This window comes from Phytoactinopolyspora halophila, assembly GCF_003287285.1.
GTDB lineage: Bacteria > Actinomycetota > Actinomycetes > Jiangellales > Jiangellaceae > Phytoactinopolyspora_A > Phytoactinopolyspora_A halophila.
In genome coordinates, this window is record NZ_QMIG01000001.1 from 228,174 (window position 1) to 243,906 (window position 15,733).

Annotated in this window: 13 protein-coding genes; 3 read left to right on the forward strand and 10 right to left on the reverse strand. The window is 66.2% G+C overall.

Annotation, left to right across the window (positions count from 1 at the left end; genetic code table 11):
• Position 1: 1 nt before the first annotated feature.
• Together DPM12_RS01060 and DPM12_RS01065 are read right to left on the reverse strand one after the other, a co-directional pair.
• Complete coding sequence (locus DPM12_RS01060) at positions 2-688, reverse strand: SAF domain-containing protein (protein ID WP_112256353.1); 687 nt, start codon at positions 686-688, stop codon at positions 2-4.
• 129 nt (positions 689-817) lie between these two features.
• On the reverse strand, positions 818-1,366 hold the full coding sequence (locus DPM12_RS01065; protein ID WP_112256355.1) for a hypothetical protein: 549 nt from the start codon (positions 1,364-1,366) through the stop codon (positions 818-820).
• 205 nt (positions 1,367-1,571) lie between these two features.
• Here DPM12_RS01065 and DPM12_RS01070 point away from each other — a divergent pair, with 205 nt between their 5' ends.
• Positions 1,572-2,315, forward strand: coding sequence for a LysM peptidoglycan-binding domain-containing protein (locus DPM12_RS01070; RefSeq protein WP_112256357.1), 744 nt, complete (start codon positions 1,572-1,574; stop codon positions 2,313-2,315).
• A gap of 17 nt (positions 2,316-2,332) precedes the next feature.
• On the forward strand, positions 2,333-2,911 hold the full coding sequence (locus DPM12_RS01075) for an Rv3235 family protein (protein WP_112256367.1): 579 nt from the start codon (positions 2,333-2,335) through the stop codon (positions 2,909-2,911).
• 44 nt (positions 2,912-2,955) lie between these two features.
• Here the strand turns inward: DPM12_RS01075 and DPM12_RS01080 are convergent, their stop codons facing one another.
• On the reverse strand, positions 2,956-3,999 hold the full coding sequence (locus tag DPM12_RS01080; protein ID WP_158542650.1) for a GDSL-type esterase/lipase family protein: 1,044 nt from the start codon (positions 3,997-3,999) through the stop codon (positions 2,956-2,958).
• Positions 4,000-4,172: 173 nt separating this feature from the next.
• Positions 4,173-6,992 (reverse strand): preprotein translocase subunit SecA, encoded by a 2,820-nt coding sequence (secA, locus tag DPM12_RS01085; protein WP_170313653.1) that lies wholly within the window; start codon positions 6,990-6,992, stop codon positions 4,173-4,175.
• 201 nt (positions 6,993-7,193) lie between these two features.
• Between secA and DPM12_RS01090 the strand changes: the two genes are divergently transcribed.
• The gene (locus DPM12_RS01090) at positions 7,194-8,309 is read left to right on the forward strand and encodes a GNAT family N-acetyltransferase (protein WP_112256372.1); all 1,116 of its coding nucleotides are present in this window, start codon (positions 7,194-7,196) and stop codon (positions 8,307-8,309) included.
• 58 nt (positions 8,310-8,367) lie between these two features.
• Here DPM12_RS01090 and DPM12_RS01095 read toward each other — a convergent pair whose 3' ends face one another.
• The 6 genes from DPM12_RS01095 to mtrA all read right to left on the reverse strand — a co-directional run bounded on the left by DPM12_RS01095 (position 8,368) and on the right by mtrA (position 15,684).
• Complete coding sequence (locus tag DPM12_RS01095) at positions 8,368-9,582, reverse strand: winged helix-turn-helix domain-containing protein (protein WP_112256374.1); 1,215 nt, start codon at positions 9,580-9,582, stop codon at positions 8,368-8,370.
• A 98-nt stretch (positions 9,583-9,680) separates the two neighbouring features.
• On the reverse strand, positions 9,681-10,427 hold the full coding sequence (gene hpf / locus DPM12_RS01100; protein ID WP_112256375.1) for a ribosome hibernation-promoting factor, HPF/YfiA family: 747 nt from the start codon (positions 10,425-10,427) through the stop codon (positions 9,681-9,683).
• A gap of 154 nt (positions 10,428-10,581) precedes the next feature.
• Positions 10,582-11,316 (reverse strand): ComF family protein, encoded by a 735-nt coding sequence (locus DPM12_RS01105; protein WP_123788373.1) that lies wholly within the window; start codon positions 11,314-11,316, stop codon positions 10,582-10,584.
• A 28-nt stretch (positions 11,317-11,344) separates the two neighbouring features.
• On the reverse strand, positions 11,345-13,042 hold the full coding sequence (locus DPM12_RS01110) for an LpqB family beta-propeller domain-containing protein (RefSeq protein ID WP_112256379.1): 1,698 nt from the start codon (positions 13,040-13,042) through the stop codon (positions 11,345-11,347).
• Complete coding sequence (gene mtrB, locus DPM12_RS01115) at positions 13,035-15,002, reverse strand: MtrAB system histidine kinase MtrB (protein WP_112256381.1); 1,968 nt, start codon at positions 15,000-15,002, stop codon at positions 13,035-13,037. Before mtrB ends, DPM12_RS01110 begins: the two co-directional genes overlap by 8 nt.
• Before the next feature lie 4 nt (positions 15,003-15,006).
• The gene (gene mtrA / locus DPM12_RS01120; RefSeq protein WP_112256383.1) at positions 15,007-15,684 is read right to left on the reverse strand and encodes an MtrAB system response regulator MtrA; all 678 of its coding nucleotides are present in this window, start codon (positions 15,682-15,684) and stop codon (positions 15,007-15,009) included.
• Positions 15,685-15,733 lie beyond the last annotated feature (49 nt).

Here is a 15,733-nt window from a genome sequence, read left to right on the forward strand (position 1 = left end):
CTCACGGAAGCTGCGACAACGAAACGTTGCCGCTCCGGCTCGCCGCGACGAGCCGGCTCACCAGCTCGTCGAGCTCGTCGCCATCCGATGCGCGAACAGCCACATCGACGGTGGCGTGCTGACTACCCATACCCAGCCCCGCCCCCGTGTCGGCTTCGACAACCGTCACCGCCGAGACGAGCTTCTCGGCCGTTTCATCCTCGACCGAGATCGCCCACACGTCGACAGAGTCACCCGCGGTGAGGCCCGCCGGTACCTGCCCTCCGGGAACGGCCAAGGTGAGATAGCGCAGCGCCTCTGGCGTCGATTCCATCTCGTCGACGGGCATCACGGCTGATCGCGACAGCAGCTCACCCGCTTCGAGATCGTGCACCGTCACGTACCCGTCGCCGAGCTCGCCCGTGTAGTAACGGTCGATCCCGGCATCGAACGCGACGTCGACAGCCTGCACCAGATCCGGCGTCAACGGCTCGCCCGGCCCGAGATCACGTGCTGCTGCCAGCACGGGCACGGTGTCGTTCGCGGCGGCGACCACGCGCACACCGGCGACCACAGACACCAGGACGAGGAGCGCACCGATGATCAGTTGGGGATGGCGCCACCGGACCCGGCGCGCCCGCACACCTCGCGGCGATTCGGGCTCGCCCGATACTTCCGGGCCGGTGCCCGGCAGGGAACTCAACAGCATCCGCAAAGAATAGCTAATGCTCGCGAACATAGGAAGCCAGGGACAGCACCGCGGAAATACCGGCGAATCACGGACAATCGCTGCAAGCGGGCGAATATAGGTCGGACTGCACGGAGCGGCGACGGGACGTCAGCGCCGAAGCATCATGCCGACCGCGGCGAACGGCACGACCACGGATGGCGCACTCGGCCTCCCGCCCTCGCCGCGAACACGCGGCGTAAGATCGAATGCGTCCGCTCCCACTCGATCGACCGTGCCCTCCAGTCTCGACCCGTCGGCCACGCTGACGATGGTGTGCGAACGATCCGAGCAGATCACAGTGAGAGCGTGCCGGAAGGTCAGCATCGCCACCATCGACCCCTCCGACCGAGGTGCCGCCGCACCTTCTCGAAGACCGCCGATGACCAGTACCGATGCCGTCGGCACGAGTATCTCGGCACCGCCCTGCTCGGCCAGCAAGAACCAGTCCGGACCGATCTCACGCAGCACGCCCCGGACCCGTTCCGGACCGAGCACGTGCACGTCGATCGCTTGACCGTCGACCACGCGCAAGCGGTCCTCCAGGCGGATGTTCTTGCGTTCGGCCCGAGTGCGCACCGCGATCTCGTCCTCCAGCTCCAGACGGGTAGCGGCATCCAGTTGGGCCACGGCATCGGCGAACAGGCGCTCCCAGCGCATCGCTCGAACCTACCTCACCCGTGACTCGCCGTGAGGGCATTTCCCGAACGTTCCGCACCGGGCACATTGCCGGCCGCGACACCCGACACCGTCCGGCAGTGTGTCGCGGCCTTGGCAGTCATCTCGCACTTGACAGATGTAATTGCCAGGTATACACATACAAACAGAAGTAAACGAATGGTAATGACATCTTCGAGTGGTACCTATGAACCTCCAGCACGTATCTCACATGCCGTGCCCACCGGCACGTCGCGCCACCACACGGACCGCCTCTGCGGTGCCGCGATCAGCGGCCGTACTGGCCAGCGCGGGCTCGGCCTTCGGGCTGCTCTCATGGCTCGCCGGACGATCCCTCGCGGCCACGCACTCTGGCTCGGCCACCTTCGACGAGCTCGTCGGCACGGCTGCAGCACTCGGAGCGTGGGCACTGAGCGGCTGGGTCACCGTCTGCGTGACAATGGCGGTGCTCGCCGCGGTCCCGGGCTGGCTGGGACACGTCGCGGCACGCGCGCAACGATCGATCACACCCGCGGCCACGCGGCGCCTGCTGCACGCCTCGCTCGGACTCGCCACCGTCGCAGCATCCGGTGCCATCAGCACCGCCCACGCGACACCGGTACTCGTAGCCGCACCGCCGGCCATGACGGCCTGCACGGGCGGCTCCTCGCCACCATCACCGTTGCCGGACGTCGGACGCCCAGCCGTTTCCCCGCCACCTGCGGCCGAGCAGGACCGGCCGGACAAGCCCCGCGATACGCCAGAACCCGTCCCGGTCAGGCCCGGCGACACGCTCTGGGACATCGTCGACGAACACATCGGCCCCGAGGCGACCCCCTCGGATGTCGCCCGCGAGTGGCCCCGCTGGCACGCCGCCAACCGAGCCGTCATCGGCGCCGATCCGGACCTGATCCACCCCGGTCAGCGGCTCGTGCCGCCCGGACATATCTGACAAGGAGCCAACTCACCATGTCGGGACCTTCCACAGCCACCACGCGCTGGCGACGCACGTGTGCCCCGGTCACGGAACCGCCATATGACGACGAGTCCGGGTACCCACCACCTTCGCCGGACGAACTGCGAGCCCGGCGCCAGTCATCTGACATCACTATCCAGCACGAGCTCGCCTTGTCCATCACCACCTCCGGTGGCATACCGTCGATACCCCGGCCCGGAGGACGTCCCGGGCAGGACAACCGCCTCGCCGACGACGACGTCGCCCCCGGGCTACCCGAGCCGCGGCGCTGGTGCGCCATGATCGCGCAAGCGGTCGTAGAGACCCTGTATGGTCAACGCCCCGTTCAGCAACTCGCACGATGGACGACCGCCGACGTCTATGGCGACCTCGTACAGCGCGCGGTCAGGCGGCGGACCGTCGGACCGGGCGCGGCGCCCACGGTACGCACCGTCCGGCTCTGCATGGTCCGTGCCGACGTCGTCGAAGCCAGCGCTGTCATCCAGACCGGAACCCGGGCTCGTGCCCTGGCCGTTCGGCTGGAATCCCGCGATACCGACCACTGGTTGTGCGCGGCAGCCGAACTGGTGTGACACACCGACACACCAGTTCGGCTGCCACGCATCATCCGGACCCGTCAGTGTGGCTGCGACCACACCCGGGTGAACGCCTCGGCATAACCGAACTGCCCTTCGACCGTCGGGTGGAAGGAATCCCGCACGAACGTACCGACCACACTCCAACGCAGCTCAGCTTCGCGATCTTCTTCCAGATCGGCCGACAGCTCCGCCTCCAGCGCAGCTGCTTCGTCGGCCGATGCCGGCCAGCTCAGCTTCAAACCATGGAGCCAGTCGCCCGGCTCGTTAGCACATGCCTCGTGGCCGTCGAACGTCTCCTCGAGCTGCGAGCCGGCCGATTGGACGCCGGCCGCCGTCGCCGCCTCCTCAATCGCCTCGTTCAGCGCACCGCCGAGACGCCTGATCATTTGGCGTTCTTCGGTGCTCAGCAGCGGAGTCAGCGCGCGGCAACGGCTGCGGACATCGGGATCGGGCACCAGCAGCGGATAGCCACCCACGATGAGGGTGTCGGCCGGCGCCGCATCCTGCACGTCCAGATACAGCTGCCTCAAGGGCTCGACCAGGGCATCGATGCGATCCGCGAGGACGTCCTCACGGCTGGCGCATCCCACCAGCGGAACGAAACAGCGCGCCAATTCACCGGCGAACCCGATGTCGTTTCCGCCAACGGTCAACGTGATCAGCCGCTCGCCCGGACCATCGCCGCCTTCGAGATCGTCGAGCTGATCGTAGACATCAGAAATCGTGGCGCCAGAGCACGCCAGCAGCTGCCGGTCCGATGGCGCGATCTCGTCGGAGAAGATGAGCATTCCCCACGCCTGGGGCGTGCGGTCGCAGTCGTCGTCGTACTCGCCCACACCGAGCCCGGACGAGTACGAGTCTCCCAACGACACGACTCCCGCCGGTGGGTTTCTCCGGATACGCACCCGTGGCGGGTCGATCTCACCCCGAGACGATGGTGCGAGGGTCGCCGCCTCGGTTGCGGCCGACTCGCCGGAGGACACCTCACCGGGCCGCACCGCGGTGACGGGTTCCGAGGCGACCGGACCCGCCACCGTGATCAGCAGCGCCAGCGCCCCGAGCATGGACGCCAGCGTTCTCACCTGCGTCCGGCGGTTATGCCGTCGACTACCCGATCGGCCTGGCCGAAACGCGGACCCATACCGAGTGATACCCATGACGCCGCCCTCCGATGATCAAATCGGCATGACGGCACCATAACGAATATGTCTGACAGACGGAATACAGCGGAGCAAATTCCGGGTCAACGGGCCATTCACGACATGGCTGCTCGCTGCTTCGGGTCACCGTGGCAACGCTTGAACTTCTTCCCCGATCCACACGGGCACAAGGAGTTGCGGGCGACCCCCTCGAACCGGCTCTCATCATCGTCGTCACCGTTGGACGCGGCGTGGGCGCCGCGCGCTCCCCCGGGTCCAGAAGCGACGACGTTGCGCTGTACACCGCCCTCGCCGTCGACCGTCGGCGCGGTGTATTGCAACTGCGCCGGACGGCGCGCCGGAGTGAGCCCTTCGGCCTCGACCACCGGAGCGGAACGCTCTCCCGCCTCGGCAGCCTCCGCATCCTCGGATTCGGGCTTTCGCACCTGGACTTCCAGGTTGAACAACAAGCCCACGGATTCTTCCTTGATCCCGTCCATCATGGTGGTGAACAGGTCGAAACCCTCACGCTGGTACTCGACCAACGGTTGCTTCTGTGCGAACGCACGCAGGCCGATGCCCTCACGCAGATAATCCATCTCGTAGAGGTGCTCGCGCCACTTGCGGTCGATCACCGTCAGCAGGACCCGACGTTCAAGTTCGCGCATCACCTCGGAACCCAGCTCCGCCTCGCGTGCCGCGTAGGCGGCGCGTGCGTCCTCGACGAGCTCCTTGGTCAGCGTGCTCGCCGACAGCCGCTCCCGTCCACCGGCATCCGCGATGACCTTCTCGGCGTCGAGCGAGACCGGGTACAGCGTCTTCAGCGCTCGCCACAGTTCATCGAGATCCCAGGTCTCCGGGAAGCCGTCGTTCGTCGCACCGCGAACGTAAGCTGTCACGACGTCGTCGAGCATCGCCGTCACCTGTTCGTGCAGGTCCTCACCTTCCAGAACGCGCCGGCGTTCTTCGTAGATGACCTGGCGCTGGCGGTTGAGGACGTCGTCGTACTTGAGCACGTCCTTGCGTGCCTCGAAGCTCTGCGCCTCGCGCTGTGCCTGCGCATTCTTGACCGCACCGCTCACTCGCTTGTGTTCGATGGGGACGTCTTCCGGCTGGTTGAGCGTGCGCATGATCGTCTCGACCCAGTCGGCCTTGAAGAGCCGCATGAGATCGTCCTGCAACGACAGGTAGAAGCGCGATTCACCAGGATCTCCCTGGCGGCCAGAACGGCCACGCAGCTGATTGTCGATCCGGCGGGATTCGTGGCGTTCCGTACCCAGGACATAGAGACCACCGACCTGGCGGACCTCGTCACGCTCGGCCGCCACCTGCGCCTCGTACTTCTCGAGCACGGCTTCCTCGGCGGCCGCGTACTCCTCTGGATTCTCCACCGGATCCAGGCCGCGTTGCTTGAGCTCGGCAGCGGCCATGAATTCGTGGTTCCCGCCGAGCATGATGTCCGTGCCGCGACCGGCCATGTTCGTCGCCACCGTGACGGCTCCCCGGCGCCCGGCCTGCGCGATGATCGCGGCCTCACGATCATGGTTTTTCGCGTTGAGCACCTCGTGCGGCACGCCATGCTTGCGCAGCAACTGCGACAGCCGCTCGGACTTCTCCACGCTGGTGGTTCCGACCAGGATCGGCTGGCCCCGTCGGTGCCGTTCCACGATGTCCTCGACCACCGCATTGAACTTCGCGTCCTCGGTGCGGTAGATGAGATCGTCGGAGTCGATACGGATCATGGGGCGATTGGTCGGAATGGGGACGACACCGAGGTTGTAGATCTTGTCGAACTCGCTCGCCTCGGTCATCGCCGTACCGGTCATGCCCGCGAGTTTGTCGTAGAGGCGGAAGAAGTTCTGCAGGGTGATCGACGCCAGGGTCTGGTTCTCCTGCTTGATCTCCACCCCTTCCTTGGCCTCGATGGCTTGGTGCATGCCCTCGTTGTAGCGACGGCCGCCCAGGACCCGGCCCGTGTGCTCGTCGACGATCATGACGCTGCCATCGACGACCACGTACTCCTTGTCCCGCCGGTACAGCTCCTTGGCCTTCAAGGAGTTGTTGAGGAACTGGATGAGCGGGGTGTTGGCGCTCTCGTAGAGGTTGTCGATGCCCAACCAGTCCTCGACCCGTTCGATACCAGGCTCAAGAACACCGACGGTGCGTTTCTTCTCGTCGACCTCGTAGTCGGTGTCCCGGGTCAGCCGCTCGGCGATCTTCGTGAACTCCCGGTACCACTTGGTGGGCTGATCAGCCGGACCCGAAATGATCAACGGCGTGCGGGCCTCGTCGATGAGGATCGAGTCCACCTCATCCACGATGGCGAAGAAATGGTCACGCTGGACCATGTCCTCCATCCGCTGCGCCATGTTGTCCCGCAGGTAGTCGAAGCCGAACTCGTTGTTGGTGCCATAGGTGATGTCGGCGGCGTACTGCTTGCGCCGTTCCGCCGAGGAGAGCCCGTTGACGATCACGCCGACCTCAAGCCCGAGGAACCGGTAGATGCGGCCCATCCACTCGGCATCGCGCCTGGCCAGGTAATCATTGACCGTCACGATGTGCACGCCCTTGCCGGCCAGCGCGTTGAGATATGCCGGCAGGGTGGCGACCAGCGTCTTTCCCTCGCCGGTTTTCATCTCGGCGATGTTGCCGAGGTGCATCGCCGCGCCGCCCATGATCTGAACGTCGAAGTGTCGCTGGCCGAGGGCTCGCTTGGCCGTCTCCCGGACGGTGGCGAAGGCTTCGGGGAGGAGATCGTCAAGTGTCTCCCCCTCCTCGTATCGCTTGCGGAACTCGTCTGTCATCTCCCGCAGCTCGTCGTCGGAGAGATCGACGAAGTCCTCCTCGATGCTGTTGACCTGTTTGACGATCGTGTCCAGACGCTTGAGGATCTTTCCTTCCCCAGCGCGGAGGATCTTGTCGAGCAGAACGGGCACGCGGGTCATCTCCTAGACGGACGGGTATGCGGTTCAGGGCGGGAACACGTCCCCATGGCATCTCAGACAATGGTACGTGGCAACCCATCGGACAGTTAATAATGCGACCGTGCCCGCGCGAGCACCAGCAAGCTCACCGGCATCACCGAGAGCACCGAAAATCCATTGCCTGCCATGCGATACGTTTGCAGGATACCCGCAATGGAACCGTTCGATCTCACCAGCGAGCGCGTCCGCCTCTCCGCGCCGTCCGAGAGCGATATCGATCAGCTGGCCACGCTCTGCCAGGATCCGGAGATCACCCGGTGGACGACCGTGCCGTCGCCCTATACGCGCCAGCACGCCGAGGACTTCGTCCGTCAGCAGCGAGACGGATGGGCCTCCGGGCGGAGTCTCACGTGGGCGATCCGCGATCCTGCCGATGCGCGCGTCATCGGCATGATCGGTGTCGGTCTCACCGGCGACGGCCTGGGCGACATCGGCTTCTGGCTCGCGCCGGACGCGCGCGGCCGGGGACTCTGCTCCCACGCGGTGCGCCTGGTCGCCGATCGGGTGTTCAGCGATGCGGCGCTCGGGGTCACTCACCTGACGTGGTGGGCATACGTCGGGAATTGGGCATCACGAAGAGTTGCCTGGTCAACGGGTTTCCGGCACGAAGGGTACGTGCGCGGCGGCGCCGCCCAGCGCGGCGCGCGGCGCGACGCCTGGGTCGCCACATTGTGTGCCGGAGACCCCATGGTTCCCGCCTCGCGGTGGCTGGACGTTCCCGTACTCCGCGGTTCACGAGTCGTCTTGCGTCCGTACGAGGAGACCGACGCCGATGCGCTGGCCGAGGCGTGCCGCGATCCCGAAACGCTACGGTGGCTCAACAGCCTTCCCCGGCCGTACACCCGCGACGACGCGGTCCAATTCATCCACAGGGCAGCCGAGGAGGCCGCATCCGGTCACGCTGTCACCTGGGCCGCGGCCTCTCCGGACGACGGGCGTGCGATCGGATCGTTCTCCATACGCCTACCCCAGCCGCGGCGAGATCAAGGGGAACTCGGCTACCTCGTCCATCCTGCGGCCCGAGGCAGCGGCGTTGCCTCGGAAGCGGCACGGCTGATGGTCCGGCACGCGTTCATCTCCGCCGACGACGGAGGGCTCGGCTTGCGCCGGCTGGTCATCGAGCACGCCGAGGGCAACGAAGGCTCGCGCAAGGTCATCGAGCGGATCGGTTTCCGGCACTGCGGAACCGAGCGTGCCACCTTCGAGCTATCCGACGGTACGTTCGCCGCCCAATACCGCTACGACCTCCTTCCCGAGGAGTTCGCATGATTCGCCGGTGACCACGGCCGTCGAGCCCGTAACCAGGCATGCCCAGCGACCCACGCCGTCAGGTTCCGGCGCGGATCGCCGCCTGCAGCGCCGGGGCGAGGTCGCCCCGACTGCTCACCTCGACACCGGCCAGCCCGAGCCACGTGGCCATGGACGCGAGCTCTGTGGCAAGCTCATCCGGCGTCTCCACCGGGGCATCGGCTTCTGCCCAGGCAGCTTGAACGCGCAGTATGCCGGCCTGCCGATCTGCCTTGAGATCGACCCGCGCGACGAGGCGGTCTCCCAGCAAGAACGGCAAGACGTAATAGCCGTACACCCGTTTCGCCTTGGGCACGTAGATCTCTATCCGGTAGTGAAAGTCGAACAATGCCTGCGCACGCGAGCGCTCCCACACCACCGAATCGAACGGGCTGAGCAATGCCCTGGCCTGGACCCGGCGTGGCACCCGGGCATCGCTGTACAGGTACGCCCGACGGTTCCAGCCCTCGACCTCGACCGGCAGCAGCTCCCCTTCTTCGACGAGCTCGTTCACGGCGTTGCGGCTGTGCTGCGCGGGCAGCCGGAAGTAATCCCGCAGGCACTGCTCCGTACCGATACCGTGAGATCGGGCCGCCACACGAATCAGCTCACGATAGGCCTCGGCAGGCGACGGGGTGGGAGTGGCGAGCACCTCGGGTGGGAGGACCCGTTCAGGCAGATCGTAGAGCCGGGCGAACGAGGCATTACGCCCCGCCGCCGTCACCTCACCGGCCCAGAACAAGAACTCCAGAGCGGACTTCACATCCGACCAGTTCCAGCCCCAGTTGTCCTTGCGCCGCGGAGCGTCCTCCTCGATCTCGCTAGCCGTCACCGGCCCGAGGCGCTTGACCTCGTCACGAACCCACGACACCAGTTCTGGCTGCCGATGCGCCACGCGGCGCATCCCTCCCCACGCCGACTCGCCCGCTCCCGCCATCCGCCAGCGCAGGTACGGATGCAGGTGGACCGGCACCAGCGATGCCTCGTGCGCCCAGTACTCGAACAACAACCGCGGCGCTCGTGCGGCCGCACGATCGAGCATGTCCCGCGGATACGGACCTAACCGGCTGAAGATCGGCAGGTACTGCGACCGCGAGAGCACGTTCACCGAATCGATCTGGACGACCGCAACCCGCTCGAACACGCGCCGCAGCGTCCGGCGATCCGGCCGGACAGGGCGTGGATCGGCGAACCCCTGCGCGGCGAGCGCGATCCGGCGTGCCATGCTGCGAGAGAGCGTGCTTGGTCGAGCCATGCGCGAGACGCTAGCAGTCCCGACCGACAACTCCAGCGCTTCACAGCGCCCATGATCTCCGCAGGATACGCCAGGTACGACGCAGACGAGTCGTTCTTCTAGACGTCCAGGCGGATCACGCCGTAGTCATAACCGTGCCGACGGTAGACGACACTGGGCATTTTCGTCGTGGCATCGACGAAGAGATAGAAATCGTGACCGACGAGCTCCATCTCGTACAGGGCCTGGTCCCGCGTCATCGGATTCGCCTTGTGAGTCTTCTCACGCACGACCATCGGCCCGTTACGTTCGACGTAGACATCGGCGTCGTCGTCGGCGTCCACCGCCGAGCTCGGCGAAGCATCCGACTCCGGCCACGCGTCCTGGCCGAACTGCTCGGTCTGCGTGGACGCCTGCTGCTCTGGTACGGCTGTGACCTGGTCAGGTGATGCACCGTCGGCCGAATCCGTCGGCCCCGGCACGAGAGTTGCCCCGGCGTCGATCAGATGGCCGTCCATCGGTGCCGTGGCTGCGGCGACCGAGAGGGGCGTGCGGGTTCCGCGATGAACTCGGCGGCGATCAGCGGCCTTGCGCATCCGGGCCGTCAACTTCTCCAGGGCCATGTCAAATGCCGCGTACTTCTCCGTCGCGGCCGCCTCGGCCCGGATGACCGGACCCTTCGAATGAGCCGTGATCTCGATACGATCGCTGTGGTCAGCCTGCCGGGGATTGCGCTCCTTGGAGAGTTCGACCTCCACCCGAATGAGCTTTTGGTCGTATTTCAGTAACTTGGAGACCTTCTGGGACACGTGCTCACGGAAGCGCTCTGGCACCTCGATGCGACGGCCCTTGACGACGATATCCACTCGGAACCTCCCCATGCGGGTAGACAGTCGAGGGAACACCCGCGAGCCGGGCCAGCGACCCGGACGCCCCGATCAATGCGGGTACGAACAGCGGGTGCCATGTACAAACGTTAGCCTTTCGTTGCCTGGAATACACGCCAAATTCGAAAGTTCGTCATGCTGCTACCGCAATGACGGATGCGCTACAGGCTGGTGCTCCATGCGCACACATCACCCGGGCGCATTCCCGTAGCGTGGCCCCGGTCGTGACGACGTCGTCGACGAGCACGATGCATCGCCCGAGCAGCAGCCGGTGCGCCGAGCGTCGCATGGTCATAGAACCGTGGACATTGTGCTCTCGCGCCACGCGTCCCAGGCCCGCCTGATCGGCCACTCGGGAAACGTGGCGCAGCGCGGGTATCACCGCGGCGTCGACGCCTGCCCGTCGCAAGATCGACGCCGCGCGCCGGGCAACGCGCAACACCGGATCATGGCCGCGTGCGCGCACGGTACGGCGACGGGACGGAACCGGCACCAAGACCACCTCGTGTCCGGCCGGGCCGGGAGCACCGCCGGGACGATGGCCGGGACCGTGATCGCAGCCATGGGCTTCCAGCGATGCGGTGATCGCGACACTCAGCGCCTCACCGAGCGGCCGGCTCAATGCGAGCCGGCCGCGTTCCTTGTGCTCGATAATCACCGAGCCCGCCACCCCCGAATAGGCGGCCGCCGCAGTGACCGGCACGTCGCCGTCGCCCGCCAGCTCACGCAGCGTCGCGGGCCCGATCAGCTCGTCCCGGCAATCGGCGCAGATCGTGACACCCTCCGATCCGCATCCCGCACACTCGGTGCCGAACAGCAGGTCACTGCCAGCAGCCGCGAGCGCCACCAGCCGATCACGCATACCCATCCACCCACCATTCCCGGATGTTCCCGGATCACGGATACGTCGGTGACCAGCCATCGGCGACATTGATCCAGCGCGTCCTGCTCTCGTGCTCGTAGAGTGCGCCGTCCTCGGTGCTCACCATGTGTGGCTGGTCGGGTCCCGTCGCCAGGGAGACAGCTCCCGGAACGGCGCCGCGCTCTGCCTGCACCGCGCCGAAGATGTCCAGGATGAGCACCTCCGGCAGTTCTCCCTCGTCGTTCTGTGCCAGCACGGCGATCTCACCCGCACCGGACCAACCCACATCCAGGGCCTGGTAAGCCGGGCCGACGGGTCGAAGGCGTTCGACCGACACGAAGTTCGGTTCGGCACCATCGCGAACGACCAGAGCCACGTAGGCACGGCCATCGGCCACCAGCACCATCCGGCTACCCTCGGGTGATATCGCAAAGCGCGAGATGTCGAGCTCTTGGAGCTCGGGAGCTTGCACCTGTACCGGGGCACCCTCTCGGTCCACGGCAACCAGCTCGCCACGCCCTTCGGAACGGTCCACGGCCCAGATCAGGTTCTGCCGATCCCACACCGGCGAGGCGAGCTCCACGCCCTCGAGGACCGTGTCTCGCACGTCGCCCTCACCGAGTTCCGCGATCTGCAGCTGGGTGCGTCCGGCGGCAACGGCTGCGGCATGGCTACCGCTCGCGTCCACTGCCACCTCGTTGACATCGGTGGCACCGCCGAGCGGGCCCGGTACCGGGTCCGCCGAACCATCGTCGTGCATGACCACCATCCCCGAGTCGCGCATCGCATACAGCGAGCCCGCCGCCGGTATGCGCTCGGAGTCGTAACGCTCGTAATCGTCCGCTCCCACAGGCGGAGCGCCCTGTCCGAGCAGGGAGATGCCGTCCGAATACATCGCCACCCGGCCCACCTCGGGCATTCCACCGAGCGTGCAACCCAGTTGTGCAGCCATCAGCTCTCGCTCCTCTGGCTGGGTTTCCTGGGCCTCTTCGGACAGCTCGACCGTGGCGGTTCTGTTCTCGACCGGAACGCTGGACACGCTCAACGTGGTCGATTCGGGAAAAGCGGTGCTCACCGCCGGCCCCACCCACTCGGACGGTCCGTCGAGCAACATCTGCGCCAGGAGCGTGGCGGGCTGGCCATTCTTCGGAACGTAGACCGGATCGGGCACGAACAACTCGAACGCGGGGTCGAAGAAACACAGGTCGTGCGCTTCGAACTCACGGGCGAAATTCTCCTCCGAGATGATCGTGCCATCCGGCGGCTCGGCAATCCGCCACTCGCCCTCCACGCGTTCCATCGACAGCTCGAACGTACGGGTGGTGTCGGCGTCCGTGGTCACGTACGAGCCGTCGGGCATGACGGTTCCCGCGACGGTCACGCTGAGCTGGACTCGATCGTCGTCGACCAGCTCGATGCTCGGGCGAGTGCCCTGGTGCACAATGATCTGCGCCGTCGGCTCCCAGGTAGACGCCGCCTCCGGCGTGAGGAACATCTTCGCCGTCTCGTATCCCGGATGGTAGGCACTCATGGCGTCGACGAAACCGTCGACGATACCGGTGACGTCTTCTCCCTCTTGAGGTGCTGCCGCACCGAACGCGACGTAGGGAGGCTGGTTTTGGGCCCGAACCGGATCGCCCGAGACGACCGGGCCGGACGTGGGGATCTGCGTGCATCCGGCGCTCAGCAGGCCGATCGCCAGGAGCAGCGCCGCTCCACTCTTGCTACCCACGTGTCACCTCCGCCGACCTGTCGGTTCCAGATCCGCCGTCCTGGGGATCATCCCCCGCGGCCTCGTCGGCCGGCTCCTCCCCTGTTGACTCCTGGGATGCCTCACCCGAGACGGTGCTCGCATCAGTGCTCGCGTCACCACGCGAGGAAACGTCGGGGTCGGTGCCCGGGGCACCTTCCGGTGCATTCTCGGTGTTCGCCGCCGTGTCTCCCGCCGATTCACCGTCCGCGGAAGACACCGGCGTGGTCTCCCCTGCTTCTCCCGCGACGACATCGGGCTCGTCCTGCGCTGGCGATTCCGCTGGTGGAAGCTGAGGGAGCTGGCGATACGGGGCACCCACATTCGCAGCCTCGAGCGCGCGCCCCCGGGCATCCTCGGGCACGAGCGCCAACGGCGCCGACGTGATGTCTGCACCCGCCCTGCGCGGAAGGGTGAGCCGGAACTGAGAGCCCTCTCCGGGCTCCCCCCAAGCCTGCAACCACCCGCCGTGGAGACGCGCATCCTCGAGGGCGATCGCCAAGCCGAGACCGGTACCACCGGTTGTTCGCGCACGCGCGCGGTCGGCACGCCAGAAACGGTGGAACACCAGCGACGATTCTCCGGGCTTGAGGCCGACTCCATAGTCGCGGATCGCCACGGACACCGCGTCGTCGTCGGCGGCCATGCGCACGACGACATCGCGGCCCTCGCCGTGTTCGATTCCGTTGGCCACCAGATTGCGTACGATCCGCTCAATCCTGCGCGCATCGATCTCCACGACGCACGGATACGTGGGGACGTCGACGATGATCTGGCTGCCCTTGCGCTCCGCCAACGGCTGGGCACCGTCGACCACCGAGTGCACGAGGTCACGCATATCGTGCCGTCCGGCATTGAGAATGGCAGCGCCGGCGTCGAACCTGCTGATCTCAAGCAGATCATTGAGCAGCGCTTCGAACCGGTCCAGCTGTGCCTGCAACAGTTCGGCCGAGCGGCGCACCACGGGGTCGTATTCGTCCTTCGACTCGTACAACACGTCCGCGGCCATGCGCACCGTCGTCAACGGGGTACGTAGCTCGTGCGAGACGTCCGAGACGAATCGCTGCTGCACGCGGGAGAGCTCTTCTAGTTGACCGATCTGATGCTGGAGGCTGGCCGCCATCTGGTTGAAGCTCGTCGCCAGCAGCGCGAGATCGTCGCTACCGCGAACGGCCATCCGTTCGGACAACTTGCCCGCCGAGAACCGTTCGGCGATTCGGGCCGCCATCCGGACCGGGGTGACGACTTGCCGTGTGACGAGCCACGCCAGCGCGCCGAGCAGGAGCACCAGGAGCAGCCCGGCCGTGATCAACGCGGTGCGTACCAGGCCGATCGTCTCTTGCTCTTCGGTGAGCGGAAACAGGTAGTACATCTCGTACTGGGCGCCAGACGGATCGGTGACCTGCCCGCCTACCGCCAAGACGGGCAGCGAACCGTCCTGGTTGTCGAGCGAACCGTTCTCGCCCGGGATCGCCGTGTACGTGTGAAAGACGCGTGCCTCGCCGGTCACGTGCTCCCGCAGTTCCTGCGGGATGATCTCGGGAACCCATTCGAGCTCGATCGCCTCGGACGCGAACGTCACCGGGTTCTCACCCGGCCCGAGGAGAACGATCTCGTACAACGCGTCCGTGCCGTTCCCGCTGCCTCGGCCCGCCGAGTCTTCCGCGATCTGGCGGAGCATCGGCACCCACGAACCGGTGCCGTCATCCGTCGCATGATCGAGCAGTTCCTGCGCGGAGTCGATTCCGGCCGACGCTTCGGCCACCGCCGAGTCTGCCTGGGCACGCAGGAGCCCGTCGGTGATCTGGCGCATCAGAGTGGCACCGAGCAGGATGGCTACGACCAGCGAAAGCGCGAGCGTCGCCGAGATGACCCGGAGCTGGATGGAACGCTGCCAGACCCGCCGCACCGCGTGCCATGGACGCATGAGCGCCGCGGCCATCTAATTAACCTGTCCCCGCCTTGTAGCCGACGCCACGGACGGTGACGACGATCTCCGGCCGTTCCGGATCCTCTTCGATCTTCGACCGGAGCCGTTGTACGTGAACATTCACCAATCGGGTGTCGGTCGCGTGGCGGTACCCCCAGACCTTCTCCAGCAACTCTTCCCGGGTGAACACCTGCCATGGCCGGCGGGCCAGGCACGCCAAGAGGTCGAACTCCAAGGGAGTCAGCGAGATCAGCTCACCGTCGCGCTTGACCGAATGCCCCGCCACGTCGATGGTGATGTCACCGACCTGCAGGGTTTCGGGTTTCGGGTCGTCGGTGCGGCGCAATCTCGCGCGCACGCGCGCCACCAACTCCTTGGGCTTGAACGGCTTGACGACGTAATCGTCCGCGCCGGATTCGAGACCGACGACGACGTCGACAGTGTCGCTCTTCGCGGTGAGCATCACGATCGGCACACCCGACTCCGAGCGGATCTCCTTGCACAGATCGATACCGTCACGCCCCGGAAGCATGACATCAAGCAGCACGAGGTCAGGTTTGAATTCCCAAAAAGTGGGCATCACCTCGTCACCGTTGGTCACGACGGCGTGCTCATATCCCTCCCCGCGCAGCACGATTCCCAGCATTTCCGCCAACGCGGTGTCGTCATCGACGATGAGCACACGTCCCTTCATAGTCCATATGGTGACACTCCTGACGCCCAACTGCGAATACTTGGTCACC

Bases quoted from the DNA above. Each gene is read 5' to 3' on its own strand.
- mtrB (WP_112256381.1), bottom strand. From the start codon at position 15,002: ATGGCCGCGGCGCTCATGCGTCCATGGCACGCGGTGCGGCGGGTCTGG.
- DPM12_RS01095 (WP_112256374.1), bottom strand. From the start codon at position 9,582: ATGGCTCGACCAAGCACGCTCTCTCGCAGCATGGCACGCCGGATCGCG.
- DPM12_RS01065 (WP_112256355.1), bottom strand. From the start codon at position 1,366: ATGCGCTGGGAGCGCCTGTTCGCCGATGCCGTGGCCCAACTGGATGCC.
- DPM12_RS01075 (WP_112256367.1), top strand. From the start codon at position 2,333: ATGTCGGGACCTTCCACAGCCACCACGCGCTGGCGACGCACGTGTGCC.
- DPM12_RS01105 (WP_123788373.1), bottom strand. From the start codon at position 11,316: ATGGGTATGCGTGATCGGCTGGTGGCGCTCGCGGCTGCTGGCAGTGAC.
- DPM12_RS01090 (WP_112256372.1), top strand. From the start codon at position 7,194: ATGGAACCGTTCGATCTCACCAGCGAGCGCGTCCGCCTCTCCGCGCCG.
- DPM12_RS01060 (WP_112256353.1), bottom strand. From the start codon at position 688: ATGCTGTTGAGTTCCCTGCCGGGCACCGGCCCGGAAGTATCGGGCGAG.
- DPM12_RS01070 (WP_112256357.1), top strand. From the start codon at position 1,572: ATGAACCTCCAGCACGTATCTCACATGCCGTGCCCACCGGCACGTCGC.
- mtrA (WP_112256383.1), bottom strand. From the start codon at position 15,684: ATGAAGGGACGTGTGCTCATCGTCGATGACGACACCGCGTTGGCGGAA.